The sequence below is a fragment of the Psychrobacter sp. SZ93C1 genome, assembly GCF_015864635.1.
GTDB lineage: Bacteria > Pseudomonadota > Gammaproteobacteria > Pseudomonadales > Moraxellaceae > Psychrobacter > Psychrobacter fozii.
Genome location: NZ_JADYWY010000001.1, coordinates 357,533 through 373,153 on the forward strand (window position 1 = coordinate 357,533; position 15,621 = coordinate 373,153).

Annotated in this window: 12 protein-coding genes; 7 read left to right on the forward strand and 5 right to left on the reverse strand. The window is 42.7% G+C overall.

What is annotated here, in order from left to right; all coding sequences use genetic code 11:
* Positions 1-21: 21 nt before the first annotated feature.
* On the forward strand, positions 22-918 hold the full coding sequence (locus I6E83_RS01585; protein WP_110921924.1) for a DMT family transporter: 897 nt from the start codon (positions 22-24) through the stop codon (positions 916-918).
* Positions 919-950: 32 nt separating this feature from the next.
* On the opposite strand, the gene I6E83_RS01590 is transcribed toward I6E83_RS01585, so the two are convergent.
* Both I6E83_RS01590 and I6E83_RS01595 read right to left on the reverse strand, forming a co-directional pair.
* The gene (locus I6E83_RS01590; protein WP_197099704.1) at positions 951-2,102 is read right to left on the reverse strand and encodes a hypothetical protein; all 1,152 of its coding nucleotides are present in this window, start codon (positions 2,100-2,102) and stop codon (positions 951-953) included.
* Between the two features lie 88 nt (positions 2,103-2,190).
* Positions 2,191-3,582 (reverse strand): hypothetical protein, encoded by a 1,392-nt coding sequence (locus I6E83_RS01595; protein WP_197099705.1) that lies wholly within the window; start codon positions 3,580-3,582, stop codon positions 2,191-2,193.
* Positions 3,583-4,007: 425 nt separating this feature from the next.
* Here I6E83_RS01595 and I6E83_RS01600 point away from each other — a divergent pair, with 425 nt between their 5' ends.
* A complete protein-coding gene (locus I6E83_RS01600) occupies positions 4,008-5,111 on the forward strand; it encodes an alkene reductase (RefSeq protein ID WP_197099706.1) in 1,104 nt (367 codons plus the stop codon).
* 124 nt (positions 5,112-5,235) lie between these two features.
* Here I6E83_RS01600 and I6E83_RS01605 read toward each other — a convergent pair whose 3' ends face one another.
* Both I6E83_RS01605 and I6E83_RS01610 read right to left on the reverse strand, forming a co-directional pair.
* Positions 5,236-6,219: a pirin family protein gene (locus I6E83_RS01605; protein WP_197099707.1), complete on the reverse strand. Its 984-nt coding sequence runs from the start codon at positions 6,217-6,219 to the stop codon at positions 5,236-5,238.
* 389 nt (positions 6,220-6,608) lie between these two features.
* Positions 6,609-7,910 (reverse strand): NAD(P)/FAD-dependent oxidoreductase, encoded by a 1,302-nt coding sequence (locus tag I6E83_RS01610; protein ID WP_197099708.1) that lies wholly within the window; start codon positions 7,908-7,910, stop codon positions 6,609-6,611.
* A 475-nt stretch (positions 7,911-8,385) separates the two neighbouring features.
* On the opposite strand from I6E83_RS01610, the gene acs reads away from it, so the two are divergent.
* The 5 genes from acs (at position 8,386) to I6E83_RS01635 (ending at position 14,594) form a co-directional block, all read left to right on the forward strand.
* Positions 8,386-10,347 (forward strand): acetate--CoA ligase, encoded by a 1,962-nt coding sequence (gene acs, locus I6E83_RS01615; protein WP_197099709.1) that lies wholly within the window; start codon positions 8,386-8,388, stop codon positions 10,345-10,347.
* A 193-nt stretch (positions 10,348-10,540) separates the two neighbouring features.
* Positions 10,541-11,722, forward strand: coding sequence for an NAD(P)/FAD-dependent oxidoreductase (locus tag I6E83_RS01620; RefSeq protein ID WP_197099710.1), 1,182 nt, complete (start codon positions 10,541-10,543; stop codon positions 11,720-11,722).
* Between the two features lie 261 nt (positions 11,723-11,983).
* Entirely contained in the window at positions 11,984-12,238 is a 255-nt protein-coding gene (locus I6E83_RS01625; RefSeq protein ID WP_110921916.1) for a hypothetical protein, read from the forward strand.
* Positions 12,239-12,925: 687 nt separating this feature from the next.
* Positions 12,926-13,606, forward strand: coding sequence for a CDP-diacylglycerol--glycerol-3-phosphate 3-phosphatidyltransferase (gene pgsA / locus I6E83_RS01630; RefSeq protein ID WP_110922213.1), 681 nt, complete (start codon positions 12,926-12,928; stop codon positions 13,604-13,606).
* 214 nt (positions 13,607-13,820) lie between these two features.
* Positions 13,821-14,594 carry a hypothetical protein gene (locus tag I6E83_RS01635; RefSeq protein ID WP_197099711.1) on the forward strand — a complete coding sequence of 258 codons (774 nt, stop codon included), beginning with the start codon at positions 13,821-13,823 and terminating at the stop codon, positions 14,592-14,594.
* A gap of 134 nt (positions 14,595-14,728) precedes the next feature.
* Here I6E83_RS01635 and I6E83_RS01640 read toward each other — a convergent pair whose 3' ends face one another.
* Positions 14,729-15,223, reverse strand: coding sequence for a pyridoxamine 5'-phosphate oxidase family protein (locus I6E83_RS01640; protein WP_197099712.1), 495 nt, complete (start codon positions 15,221-15,223; stop codon positions 14,729-14,731).
* Positions 15,224-15,621: the final 398 nt, after the last annotated feature.

Below are 15,621 nucleotides of genomic sequence, written 5' to 3' on the forward strand. Positions count from 1 at the left end.
CATGCTTGATAGGATTTTTTCATGACTAACCGCGACCTCATTATTTTCATCACGCTGTCCTTTATGTGGTCGCTGTCTTTTATATTTTATCGCGTGGGTGTGCCAGAGTTTGGCTCTTTGACCTTTGCCAGTTTACGGGTCATATTTGCTGGGTTGGTCATGCTGATCTTTGTATTAATTAGCAAGAAAAACAGAGAGGGCATCCGCGAAAATTGGAAAGTGTTGGCGCTTGTTGGATTATTCTCCGCTGCCGTGCCATTTATGCTGTTTTCTTTTTCTGCACGTTCGGTGAATGCGGGTGTTTTGGCAGTGCTCAATGCTTCTGTACCGATGCTGAGTGGATTTATCGCCAGTACGTTCTTTAAAGACAGACTGTCAAAAAAGCAAATTCTTGGCCTCATTATTGGTGTTATCGGTGTGGTGATTTTGATGAGTGAGAGTTTGTTTGGTGGGCAGAATGCGACGTCGGGTTCGAGCCTGTTGCCGATGGGTTATGGGTTATTGGCCTGTGTTGGTTATGCGCTAGGGGCGAACATTACTAGGAATTACTTGAATGATGTCTCTCCAGTGGCGATTACCGCAGGGTCACTCATCATTGCCAGCGTAATTATGCTGCCGGTTGCAATATATGAGTTCCCTTATGGCAAGAGTATCAGTGCCCAAGCTTGGGTTTCTGTTATCTGTATTGGTGTGTTTTCTACCGCCATTGCGCTGATTTTTATGAATCAATTAATCAAAAGTATCGGCCCTATGAGAGCGACGAGTATTACGCTAGTGATTCCAATTTTTGCGATTATTTTGGGCTATTTATTACTGGGTGAAGCATTAGATACACCTGCCATTATCGGTTCGGTGGTGATATTGTTTGGGACGTATTTGTCTTTAGAATTATCTGTTACTAGGATGATAAAGTCGTAAATTATGTACAGAATAATATGTGTATTTTGGCTTTACTGAGCATTATCATCTACACAAATAATGCCATTCAAACAATTTCTATGTTGAGTGACGGTCCATGGCGACGATAGGTCTAATGCTTTATGCAATTGATAGGGTGTGATGTTTCGCTCATCTATTTCACGACCGTTTTCATCTTTGTCAAGTATAGGGTATCGCTTAAAACGTTCGGTATCGGACTGATCCATAAATATTAAAAAGTTTTGCACATTTTTAGCCAGTTTACTATCAGAGCGTTGAGCCAGCTGCACCATCAGTTGTTCGTTATCTGAGTCATAGAAATTGCGCATTTCCTCATCTGTCCATTGGGTATTCTCTGACCCAAAAAACAGTAGATAACGATACATATTGAATAACACGTTAGCATCGTTATAAAAGATACTTTGTGGATAATGGTGCATGAAATCTTCCCAGAAGACGGTACGCTCTACCAACTCATCAAAAGAAAAAGCTATCGCTGCATCAAACCAAAATATTCCTTGATTGTCCTGAGCCATTCGCTGGACGAAGGCCGCTTGATCCTCTGGTAGATAGGGGCTGAATATATCTGCCATAGCCGTTAGGTCGTGATGAAACTCATAATCACCTTCGCCCAAATAGCGCACACTGACGTCAGACCTACTCATGATTAAACTAACCAAATATCGAACATGAGGGTTCACTGCTTTTAATTGTGTCACCGAAACCTTTTTACCTTGTTCAATACTACTCATCAAGTCATAAAATGCGCTGTCGTCTATAGCGCTATCAACATTCAGAAAACGTGCATACATCGCCTGATACTCTGCTAGCCATTGCAATATTTCAGCGTTGTTGGCCACTGGTAGGCAAGCGGTTAACTGGTGTTGAACCGCATGAATATCTTCGATTTCACTTTTATTATTAATGGTATTTATGGTGTCTTCCAGCTTGCTACAAATGAGCTGCTCTTTTAATGTATCTTCCGATAATTTTACCAAGGCTTTAGTGAGTTCTTTCGGCGTCTTTGCTTCTGCGATAGGCTGTTCGCTTTGGATAGTTGCCGTTTGTGCTTCTGATGAAGTAGCTTTGTCAGAAGGAGGCTGGCAAGCGGTAAGGGCAAACACTAAGCTTGAACCTATGATAAGCGGTAGTTTTTTGTTTTGGATAAGTGATAACAACTTCATTTTTTATTTCTATACCTGTAGCAGGAAAGAGTGAGTAGGGCATGTCCCAACAGTCTAACAGACCCTAATAAAACAGCCATCTTGTATTTTATTTTAGGGCAAGCTCACAATCTTCTAAATTCTCATACACGTTTTTGTATACCTCTCTGTCGCTATAAATATCAATATTTGCGTTCTGGTGCCAATCAATGCTGAGGTTACATTCAAACTGCGAATACGCTTTTAGATTAGAAGGTTTACAGCTTGACGCTTGCTCGGAAGATTCGGTGTCGAGTTCCCAAACTTGCAAGTCGTTTTCAAGTTGCATTGCTCCCTGCATAGCAGAAGGGCAGGCATAAGCGAAATCTGATGAGACGTTTAGGTTATCGAGGTCTATCTGGTCAGTGCAAGAGATACCATTTAAGCAATCTCTATCATGCCGCACATCCCAAGGAGAGGGTATTTGTAATACTTGGTGTAATTGATAACGCACTTTGGACCAATCATGTATTTCATAACCATCTTCATCTGTGCTAGGTACAGGATATTTAGTCTGTCGTTCGCTATCGGGTAACGCCAAGAAGCTAAGAAAAAGCTGAGCATTTTTGGCTAATATACTGTTGGGACGTCTGGCTAAATCAAGCATTATTTTTTTATAATCAGGTTCCATAAACTGATGTATAGCGTCATCTGTCCATTGTGTATTGTCTGCGCCATAGAAAAGCACATAGCGATATAAGTTTAATAAAGTCTTGGCATCTTTTACAGCATAGCCATTTGGATACTGCTGTATATAACGCTCCCAAAATGTTGCACGTTCGACCAATTCCTGAAAGGTGGTAGTCACCGATGCATCCATCCAAAAACTCTCTTGATTGTCTTGTGCCATACGTTGGACAAATGCTGCTTGGTCATTCCGTAGATAAGGCGCAAATATGTTTACCATCGCTAGCATATCATGATCAAATGAAAATAGACCTTCTCCCAAGTCACGGAATCTCACATCGGCACCACTTTGTATTAGCCCAATCAAGTATTGTGCACGTGGGCTTAGGGTCGCTAGCTGCTTTGATGTTGCACTTTCTTCATAATATAAGTCATAGACAATGCTGTTAAAGTTTTCATCGTCTATATCAATATCACCTACTAAAAACTGTTTATACATTGACTCATAACTGCTCAATAATTCCATTACTCCAGCATTGCTGGCCGTCGGTAAGCAAGAATCGAGTTGCTTTTGAATGGCGTAAATATTTTCAATTTTGCTAGTACCATCGACTTTTTGCATTGTCTGATTCAGCTGTACACAAGTTTTTGCATCTACGCCTAAGCTCTTTTTACTAGGTTCAGATTTCTCTACGACCGTTGGTATGTTTGATTCCTCAACAGCTTGTATTTGATCTGATGGGGTATTCGAGGTTGGCTGGCATGCAGTGACAGTAACAGTGCTAACGAGCAGCAGGCTTGAACCTATGATGAATGACACTTGATTTTTTTGCACAGACTGTATCCTTTTAACATGCCGTAAAATATAAATATTCATAGTTTAGAATGAGTTCTAATAGACAAATAATAAAACTATTGTTTGCTTATGTTGATTTTACCTTTTAATAGGCTGTCGAGATAGTAGGTATCGTCCTTTATTAAATAAATATAAAGCAGTGTTTCTGTTTGTAAAGTTTACTTGAATAATAATGGACACTCCCTATAAAGATAACGGTCGTTCAATATGCGTCTTTACTTAGCAAATAGGCAACGATATATTCTATTGACCCAGTACTATTGATTCAATGGCTCGCATTTTTTTATGGTTCTAAGCCAGTTTTTTTTGAGGGCTTTAATGAATAGTCGAGCACTTTAATTAATAGTAATGAACCTCATAATAAAGAACAGTAACTTATAACGACAAACATAATAAGGCATAACATGGCACACGATAATTTATTTGAACCCGTAAAAATGGGCACGCAAACGCTAAAAAACCGTATCATTATGGCACCGTTGACGCGCCTGCGTTCAGTAGAGCCTGGTGACGTACCGACTGTACTTGCTAGCGAGTATTATTCACAGCGTGCTAGCTCAGGGCTTGTGATCACTGAAGCAACGCAGGTTTCTTTTCAAGCGAAAGGCTATGCAGGTGCACCTGGCGTTCATACCCAAGACCAAATCACTGCATGGAAAGGCATCGTTGATAATGTCCATGCCAAAGGTGGCAAGATTGTGGTACAGCTATGGCATACCGGTCTGGTCTCGCATGAGAGCGTACAGCCGGATGGCAAAGCACCAATCTCTGCCTCTGATGTCCATGTCGGTATACGTACCTCGTTGCGTGATAGCAATAACCAGGCTATCCGCGTTGAAGCAACGACGCCACGCCCAGCCACACTTGATGAAATCAAGCAAGTCATCGCTGACTTTGCACAAGCGACCAAAAATGCCAAAGAAGCGGGCTTTGATGGGGTTGAGATTCATGGTGCCCATGGTTATCTATTGCATCAATTCTGGGTTGAGCAAACCAACCAGCGTGAAGATGAATACGGCGGTAGCCGCGAGAACCGTGCGCGTCTAACATTAGATGTTATCGATGCTTGTGTGGATGCTTGGGATGCTGATCACGTTAGTATCCGTATCTCACCGCTTGGAACATTTAACAATGTAGAAGCTGGCTATAACGAAGATGAGAATATCTGGCTAATTGAGCAGATTAACAAGCATGGCTTGATGTATCTACATCTGTCAGAGCCTGATTGGGCTGGTGGCACGCCTTATAGCGATGGATTCCGTCAACGTGTCCGTGCTGCTTTTGATAACTTGATTATCGCTGCTGGTGGTTATACTGCCGAAAAAGCAGAGAAAAATGTGAAAGCTGGCTACATCGATGCCGTCGCTTTTGGTCGCGATTATATTGCCAACCCTGATTTGGCCGAGCGTATCCGTGAAGGCGCTGCACTAAATGAGCAGCATCCTGATAGCTTTTATGGTGGCGGTGCTGAAGGTTACACCGACTATCCGTTTTTAAACCAAGCGTAGTGTTTTATTAGTTAGTTAAAAATAAGATCTGCAAAAAAGCCACCAGACAATTATCGTCTGGTGGCTTTTTTTGTGCATTGCGATATGTATATTTCAACTACCTGAGCTACTTCAGCTAATTGAGCTACTTAATAAAATTGCCCGTTTGATAATCTCGAAACGTTTTGCGCAGTTCTTCTTGTGTGTTCATGACAAAAGGCCCATAACCTGCCACTGGCTCACCAATAGGCTCACCGCTGAATAACAAAAGTTTGATAGGCGTTAAAGCCTGTCCTTCAGTGGTGGTAGTAGGGCAGTGCAGCTCAATGGTGTCAGTATCAGGTGCTTGCTCATCTTGAATGTCAGCACGATGTTGCGTGGGTGGCTCAAATTGAATTAGATTGCCTGCACTCACAGGCGTATCATTGACCCGTAGTTCGCCTTCTTGCACTAGCAGCAGGGTATTGTGCGTATTGGGTATTTGCAGCGTCGTTGAACCAGAGGCATACAGCTCGATATTCCAGACATTAATGGGTGTAAAGGTACTGGCTGAACCTGTTACTCCTTGCCATTCGCCAGCGATGATAGCGGCTTTGCCAATAGTGGCTTGATTGCTACCGTCACTGTCGTCGCTGTTATCTATCAAGTCAACGAGAGGTATCTCCGCCCGTTTAATGCTTTGGTATTTTGGATGGGTTAGTTTGTCTGCGCTCGGTAGATTGACCCACATTTGCACCATACTAAAGACGCCGCCACGCTGCCCAAACGCTGCTGAATGGAACTCCTCATGCATGATGCCGCGTCCTGCCGTCATCCATTGCACATCACCTTCTAGAATATCACCGCATCCACCAGTCGAGTCTGCATGGCTGATTTCGCCCGAATAGGCGATGGTGACTGTCTCAAAACCTTTGTGTGGATGCTTACCGATGCCATGCGGTTCCGTCTGGTAATTAGGGTTCGGCTCAAAGGTAGTCGGTTCGCCATAATCGAATAACAGAAATGGATCAGTATGCTCATAGTTAAAGTCTGGGTTTTCTTCGAGATGGTTGATGAAGGTTTTTACATAAAAGCCATCACCGACCCAATGCGGTGCTTTTTTACTATGAACGTTCTCAATCGGACGCATGTATTCCCCCATAAGACGAAACGTATAGTCAACCCTCTATAAATTGGATGCGGTGTCAGTCTCGCTTAGTCTACTACTTGTAGCCCTTTCGCTCGGCTTCCTTGTATCCAAATTATATCGAACCAAATATATTATTCTAATTTTTATTATTGCTTTTCAAGCGTGACCACTAAGCGGCTTCACTTTTGTCATGCTTCTTATTCTAGCAGTTATCAAGCCTTTATTGAGTTAAAAATCAACTTAAGTAGAATAAAAAATTAAACGTAGATAGTTATAGCGTGTTCAGCAGGTTCTAAAAACACGCCCTAATACCTGATCAAAATCATTGAGCACGACTGACTTTTAAATAGACTAATGGCTAAACAGATGAGTTGTTAAAAAATGAACCGTTAGACAATCTCGCCACTGACGAAACCGCTTGCCCACGCCCATTGGAAATTATAACCACCAAGCCAGCCTGTGACATCGAGTACCTCACCGATAAAGTACAGACCATCTTGCAAATTACTCTGCATGGTTTTTGAGGATACCTCATCGGTTTTCACACCGCCGCGCGTGACTTCAGCGGTACGATAGCCTTCTGTACCAGACGGTTTAAGTTGCCAACCATTCAGGCTTGCACCGAGCTCTGCCAAACGCTCATCTTTGATGTTAGCAAGCTCGGTATCTTTTATGTCTTCCCACAGGTGAGTCTGCAGCGCGGTCAGCAGCTTTTTGGGTAAGGCATTGTCTGTATAGTCAGCCAACACCGTACGAATCAGCTGCTTGGGGTGTGATTTTTTATGAGCCAATAATAGCGCTGTCGTATCTGTCTCTGGTAGCAGGTTAATGCTGATGGTTTCACCCGTATGCCAATAGTTGGATAGCTGCAGCATAGAAGGACCGGACAGTCCACGATGGGTGAACAGCAGTGGTAATTTAAAGGAAATGCGCTCATTACTGGCAATGACTGGCAAGCTAATGCCTGACAATGCTCGAATCAGCTCACCTGTTTTATCAGTGAATGTAAAAGGCACGAGACTGGCATCAGTCGGTATGAGTGTATGCCCAAACTGCTGTGCTAACTCGTAGCCCAAGCCACTAGCGCCCATCGTTGGGATAGATAGTCCGCCAGTGGCGACGACTAACGACTCACAGCTATAGCCTGTTTGTGGCAGCTTGGTTTGATTTGCCGCCTCTTTTCTCTCTTGCTTTTCTTTTTTACTGAGTTGCTTGGTAGTCAATAATTGAAAACGAGCATTTTTATCATTTTCGACAGTTTGAACGCTTTCAATTTGCGCATTTAGTTTGACTTGTACACCGGCTGCTGCACACTCATCAAGGAGCATGCTCAAGATATCTTGTGCAGAATCATCGCAGAACAGCTGACCGTGCTCACGCTCATGGTAAGGAATTTTATGCGCTTCAACCATACCGATAAACTCCCAACTGGGATAACGGCTGAGGGCTGATTTGCAGAAATGCTGATTGGCACCAAGGAAATGCTCAGGCTCGACGAAGTAATTGGTAAAGTTACAGCGGCCACCACCTGACATGAGGATTTTTTTGCCTGCTTTATTGGCATGATCCAATACCAGTACGCGGCGACCACGGCGACCCGCAGTGAGCGCACAGTATAATCCTGACGCGCCAGCACCGATAATAATGACATCGTAGTGGGCGTATTGTGATGTATTGCGTTGATTGCTCATTGTGGTCTCATAAAATGATAGAGCCTGTCCACTATAAAATCGCTACAGGTATCAACCTCGCTCACTATCCAACGGTATAGCGGGCACTCAGTTTGTTGTATCGATCATAGGGTGAATTGACTATAGATATAAAATAGTAAAAATAAAGCCGATTGCTTATATTTAATAAAGTCGTGCTTCAAAAGAGTCAGTCGCTCTTAGCGTTCGCTTTAGAGTAGCTATTGTCCATATTTTATTTAAGGTTACAAGGATTAAATAGCTTATTGCCCTGTCCATAAATTTTATCATGTATGACCAATTATACAGCTGTACAGTGATATTGTTATGAATGGCAGTTGATGCCTTGCAACCATCCGGCTTATTTGTCAAACTAACCTTACGTGTCACGCATTATGGAAGATGGCTCTTATTACCTGTACAGACGGTCTTTATTGACGATTGGTACAGGTCATAATAATTAAAAAGGATGACTATTATGACTCAGAAATCATTTCCCCTTGCAGCCGAGTTCATCGCTGCTGCCAATACGACAGCCGAACAATACCGCACCGACTACCAGCAGTCTATCGAATCCCCTGAGTCTCATGATGCCTTTTGGGCGCAGCGTGCCGAGCTGATTGATTGGATAAAAAAACCAACCAAAATCAGCGACGTTAATTATGATTTAAAGGATTTTCGAATCAAGTGGTTCGAAGATGGCGAGCTGAACATTTCTGTCAATTGCCTAGACCGTCACCTACAAAACAACCCTTACAAGCCAGCGATTATTTGGGAGGGAGATCATCCTTCCTTACATAAAATCATCTCCTTTAAAGAGCTGCATGAATCGGTCTGCCGCTTGGGTAATGCCATGCGTAAGCTGGGGGTCAAAAAAGGTGATCGCGTCACCTTATATATGCCGATGATACCGGAAGCGATGGTAGCGATGCTGGCATGTACGCGTATCGGTGCCGTGCACTCAGTGGTGTTCGGTGGGTTTTCTGCTGAGAGCTTGGGCAATCGGTTGATAGACAGTCGCTCGAAATTGGTTATCACTGCTGATGAAGGTCTACGTGGTAATAAACGTACACCGCTCAAGGCGAATGTCGATCGTGCACTCGATATGGATGGCACTGACAGCGTGACCAACGTCATCGTCGTCCACCGTACTGGCAACTCTGTACCGATGAGTGGTCGCCGCGACCTTTGGTATCATAGTTTAGTAGACGGTGAGTCGCAGTATTGTGAGCCTGAAGTGATGAATGCCGAAGACCCGCTGTTTTTACTCTATACATCTGGCTCGACTGGCAAGCCTAAAGGCGTGTTGCATACGACTGGCGGCTATATCACTTATGCGCTCTCTACGTTTCGAGATGTTTTCGATATCAAAGACGACGATGTCTACTGGTGTACAGCCGACGTGGGCTGGATTACGGGTCATACTTACTCAACTTATGCACCGCTCGCCAATGGGACGACGACAGTGATGTTCGAGGGTGTACCAGAATATCCAACATGGGCACGCATCGGCCATATCATTGATAAGCACAATGTGACGGTCTTATATACCGCGCCAACCGCGATTCGAGCGATGATGAAGGAGGGAGATGCCTTTGTCCGTGAGTCTAATCGTTCTAGCCTGCGCTTGCTCGGAACCGTGGGAGAGCCAATCAATCCCGAAGCATGGGATTGGTACTATCATGTGGTTGGTGACGGTAAATGTCCAATCGTCGATACGTGGTGGCAGACGGAGACAGGCGGTATTCTAATGGCTCCGATACCAGGTGCAGTCGCACTCAAACCCGGTGCGGCGATGAACCCTCTATACGGTATAAAACCAGAAATCGTCGATAGAGATGACACTATATTAGAAGGCTCTGCCGAAGGTAACTTACTGATTAATAGTAGCTGGCCGGGACAAATGCGAACGATCTACAACGACCATGAGCGATTTTTAGCGACTTACTTTAGCGATTATCCAGGCTATTATTTCACTGGTGATGGGGCACAGCGCGACGAGGACGGACATTACTGGATTACAGGACGTGTCGATGATGTGCTCAATGTGGCAGGACATCGTCTGGGTACAGCCGAGATTGAAAGTGCCGTGGTCGCACACCCTGCCACGGCTGAGGCTGCTATCGTCGGTATGCCACATGAGATTAGAGGGACGGGTATTTGCGCCTTTATTATTCTAAAATCAGGTGAGAAAGAGACAGCGTCACTGAAGGCTGAGCTGAATCGACACGTGCGCTCTGAGATTGGCCCCATTGCCAATTTGGATACGATTCATATCGTCAATGTACTACCAAAAACGCGTTCGGGTAAAATCATGCGCCGTATCTTGCGTAATCTAGCGGCAGGGCAGTATGTCGGCTTGGGAGATTTATCTACCCTTGCAGACAGTTCTGTGATTAATCAGTTGGTCGAAGTGGTCAAAGCTGAGCGTGGAGAATAGTCACAGCTATATCCTCATTAGGCAATTAAGAAAAGCCATGTTATAGAAATAGCATGGCTTTTTTACGTAGACGATATTGATATGAGTAGGTTTTAAAGGTTCAATGCTATTTAAAGGTGCATCGATTAAAACAAACCGTTATTTTTATACATACTATTTTTTGACCACATACCCTATAAGGCTTATTGTCATTATGACTCATCATCCTTTAAACCGTACTGATACTACTTCACCTAAAATCGCTATCATCGGTGGTGGTCTGACAGGACTATTTACTGCCACATTATTAGAGCGTGCTTTTAGCCAAGGTAATGATAAAACACCAGTCCCTAATATTACGATTTTTGAAAAGTCGCGAAGCGTTGGACGTTTAGCTACTCGTTATCGTACCGACAGTCAAACGGGTAAAAACTGGCAATGGGCATTCGGGGCACAGTTTTTTACGGCTAAAACAGCCAGTTTTCGGCATTTCATTGCGCCTTGGTTAGAGACAGGTTTACTGCACCCATGGTGTGCACAAGTAGTCAACCTAACGCCCGCAAACAATAGTATTGAGTCATCCGATATCCAAAGCAAAGAGCAATGGAATACCACGCAAGCACGCTATATCAGTACGCCAAAAATGACCAGCTGGGGACGAAAGGTAGCTGATGAATTGCAGCACACCACTATGAAATTTAAAACCCGCGTTGCACCGTTAGCTCAATATGATAGCTCTATAGCAGAAAAGGTTGATAAAAAAACGGAGCTATTTGACGATACTGGCGCGAGTCTCGGTTACTTTGATTGGGTGATTTGTACCGCACCAAATGGTCAGGCAGCCGAGCTAATGGAGAGTAGTGGCTTTGCTGCACAATCAAAAATTACTGAGCCACAGATGCAGGCTTGTTATACGTTGATGTTGGGGTGGAGCGATATTGCCGCCTTACCGAAAACGCTAAGCAGTTTGGCAGCACAGCAATGGGATGTTGCTTATCTGAACAATTCTATTCTCGATAGAGTATTCATCGAGCATCAAAAGCCTGCTCATGATGATCTGCTACCCAGTATTACCATTCATGCCAGCAATCATTGGTCAGAGCAGCATGTCGATGATGATATCGAGACTGTCCAAGCACAATTGCTACAAGCCGCACAGCAAGCATTGAGTTGGAATGAGGAAAGCGCACCTAGTCAAATAGACAGTCATCGCTGGCGTTATGCGGCAACGGTGGTTAATGACAACAACGACAAAGATGCGTCAGGCATTTTAGTCGACGAGACGCATCAGTGGATTGTCAGTGGTGACTGGTGTGGCCAAGGCAATATCGAAAGCTGCTATCAAATGGCACAACAGACGGTTGAGGCTATCTATAATATTCATAAAGTTGTCTAATGGGAGATGAGTCGCTCATTATCCCGTATGGTCTGATCAATGATAAAATGTATCTGAAATGTTAACAAACTAATTCAAACCAATTCTACAAAAGTAGAAGAGTAATCAATGATGTGTAAAGTCGAGAGAGATTGATTTGCATATAAATAATCAATATTTGTGTATTAAATATCGACTTTAAGTTACAAATAACACTATTAAAATCTCTAATAAACCGATATATTTGCTTTTCGTAATATATTAAATAGTATGAAGCTAGAGGTGGATAAAGTGCTGATAGGAAGTGATTTAACTCGCGTGATGCTCGAAAATGGTTGTCAGGAGATATGGTGTGCGGTAGATGATAATAGCGATGAAGATGCTATGAGAGATCAAATCGAGAATGATTTTACAGCGAGAATCGTATCTTATGATGATGAAAAATTCTACTGTACCGCAGGTATAGCATGGTTATGTGCTGTACCAATCAAAGTGTTGCCAATGACTTTGAGTGATGTGAAATTCGAAATGTCGTAATTTATATTGTATTAGCTCAACAGGTTTACAATCTGTATCAAAAACCCACCGCTGAGTGGGTTTTTTAATTTAAAGTAAAAAATGCTTTCATAGGGTTTTAACAATAAAAACGCTCAGGTGGGTATAAAAGGGCATTGTATTAGTATAAATGATGAAATATTTATTGATGAATAAATGTAGACAAAAAAGAGCCCACAAAGGAGAAACTGTGGGCTGAGGAAACTGAGCGTGTAGTAATAACTATGACTACAAGGGCAGTGATTAGGCGTTGTTGTTATTATAAGTAACTCTACTATCAGTCTCTAAAATTAGAGTGGTAGCGGTTAATTCAATAGGTAGATGTAGTTACTTACCTGCTTAAGTGTACAAGTGTTTTATTGGAATAGTCATCATAGCGTAAACAGCCACGGTTTGGCGATTTTGGTTACATGATATTACGTTTAAAAGTACATCCGGAGGAGGTATCTGATAGAACATATCGCCAGTATGATGTCGAATAAACATGGATGCTTTTGTGATTTTATGCACATTACTAATATATAGTGTTAATGCTTCGTAGTTATATGACGATTATGGATGGATTTTAATATAATTGGTAACTTAGTAGCTAAAGAGATGGCATGACGACTTGCCCGAAAAATGCTAAGCTATCCGCCATTATTATGTCTATATGAAACTGGGTTTGCCATGACTGAGAATACGCATTTGCATACGCAGGAGCCATCAAGTACGCAAAATACTAAGAGTATTTTTAACTTGCCCAACAACCTGACTATTGCGCGAATATTAATGATTCCGCTATTTGTCGCCATTGCTTATTGGCCACCTTCTATGGGAATCGGCATGCCAGCCATCTCAGATAATGTGATTGCGCGGGTAGGCATGAGTGAGTTCAGCGATAGCTTGGTACGTCATTTATTATTGACGGGCGTTTTTATTATCGCTGCGATTACCGATTGGCTAGATGGCTACTTTGCGCGTAAGCTCAATGTGATGTCAGCCTTTGGGCGATTTTTGGATCCTGTCGCTGATAAACTGATGGTCGCAGTAGCGCTTATCATCTTAGTGCAGTGGCATCCCAACATCATAATGGCGATAGCAGCGATTGTCATTATCTCGCGTGAGATTGCGGTATCCGCATTGCGTGAATGGATGGCAGAGCTAGGCAAGAGTACCAGCGTGGCAGTGTCTTATGTTGGTAAGCTTAAGACAACATTCCAGATGGTGGCAATTACCGTGCTATTGCTCAATTGGGAGTCGCTTGAAACTATTGGCTATGTGCTGATGGTAGCAGCTGTTGTTCTGACATTATGGTCGATGATGATTTATCTAAGAGCCGCTTGGCCATATCTCAAGCAGAGTGGTTAAGCCATATTATTGATTGTAGTATCATAAAATTTAGATAAAACGCCAGTCGCATTAGCCATTGGCGTTTTTTATTGTCTAGTATTCGCTTATGGGGCGATTGATTTATTTTACTCTTTGATTGTACATACTGTTGATATATACTCAAAATTAGTAAACAAAATACAAGAGAATTGGCCGAAGTATGACGAGAGGTCATTCAAATAAGGAAATAGGCATGACATCACATCAGAAAAAGTCGGGCGCTGCCGTATTACTATTGGCATTATTGACAGGGTGTTCTTCTGGCTCAAATATGCAAGAGCAGTCCACTTCAACTATTCAGCAAGAAAAATCCATTCAAACAGACTCTGCTGCAGAACGTTCTACTCAGGATGCTGCTGAATCAGAACGCTTGGGTACCAAATGGGGTGATGATGTTAATTCGGAGGTCACTACTGTTGATTTGCGCCGTACCAATCCTGAGCCTATTGAGCAGATGCAGGTTCGTTATGCAGATAAATCCTATACTGGCCGTGCCGTCAATAGCATGTCGCTACTGGCTGGCAAGGTTGATTTTTCGATGGAAACAGATACGGGTGCACTATCACTTTATCGAGACTCGGGCAATTATTATGTCCAAGGTCAAGCAGGTCAGGCCTACCGTCTGGTGTATCATAATAATAGCGCCAATACTTATGAGATCGTCGCTAGTGTCGATGGAATAAACGTCCTCAATGGCAGCGCTGCCAGCCGTTATGATAGTGGATATGTGCTAAATCCCAATGATGATTTGGTGATTGAAGGCTTCCGTAAGAGCCAGAGCTCGGTGGCATCCTTTATTTTTAGCAAGCCAGAGAGTGCCTATGCTGCCAATACCAGCTCGGGCTCTATCAATAATACGGGTGTAATCGGTACGGCAGTTTATGGGCTGTACGATCCTTCTAAGCCCAAGCCAGCGCAGCCACAGGCTTATCCAGCAGACAATGGTTATGCGAAACCACCGCAATAATCATAACTTTTATTCTACTGTGAAATAAGAGACAAAATACCAAACATAAAAAACGCCAGTCGCATTAGCCACTGGCGTTTTTGTATTCTACTATTTTGCTTTTACATAACAGTTTTTTATAACATTACTAATTTTTATAAAGTCACTGAGTTATTTTCACCTAGATTGGTCGCTTTCTTACCATCCATCACCGCAGCTGTGGTCATCTTAAACATGTTAACCACTGAGCTACCGCTGAGCCAGTATTCTGCACCGTGTGGTACGACCTTAATTAATTGTATATTTGGATCTTCTTTACCTTGCTCATAAAACGCATTGTAAATTGGCGACCACAGTTCATCTAACTTTTCTTGGTCTTCGACCAATTCTGCCTTACCGTTGATAGAGACATAATTCTTAGCATCTTGACTGACGTAGGCTAAGTTGACTTGCGGATTTCTTTCGATATCTTTGACCGTTTCAGTGGTCTTATCACCGATGAACCAAATTTCTTTTGCGCCAATGCTTGTCTCACTGGTAGTCATTGGGCAGGCATGTAGATGGTCTTCATGAGTGCGAGTGGTCATCATGGCAAACTTGATGTCTTTTACCAGTTCTTGCACCTTATCGATATGGTCTTGTCTGCTCATAGTAAATTTCCTTTTCTTTATATTATTGGGTTAATAGTTATGAAGTTTTTGTTAGGTAGATTTTTATTTATTAATTTTTAGCTTTTTGACAATTCGTATTTAGAATACCGATAACCAGTAGTCTATTTATATAGGTTGCCAGTAATACGATGTGAGAGTTTGTAAGGAGTATAAGGGTTAAGTAAAAATTGTGACGTTATACTCATTTCACTATAAAAGTGTTACCGCGTTAACTTCGCTTGAGGTATTTAATGTACATCTACACTCAGTTGCCTTTCACTGCTTTTAGATGAAATCGACTATAGGTGCTCAAGCTTTCTGTTCTAAAAAAATGGTATGCAATATGATGTCGAAGATAGAAGCCTAAAGAGTAGATTAGGGAGAAGGTCAAAGGGAAG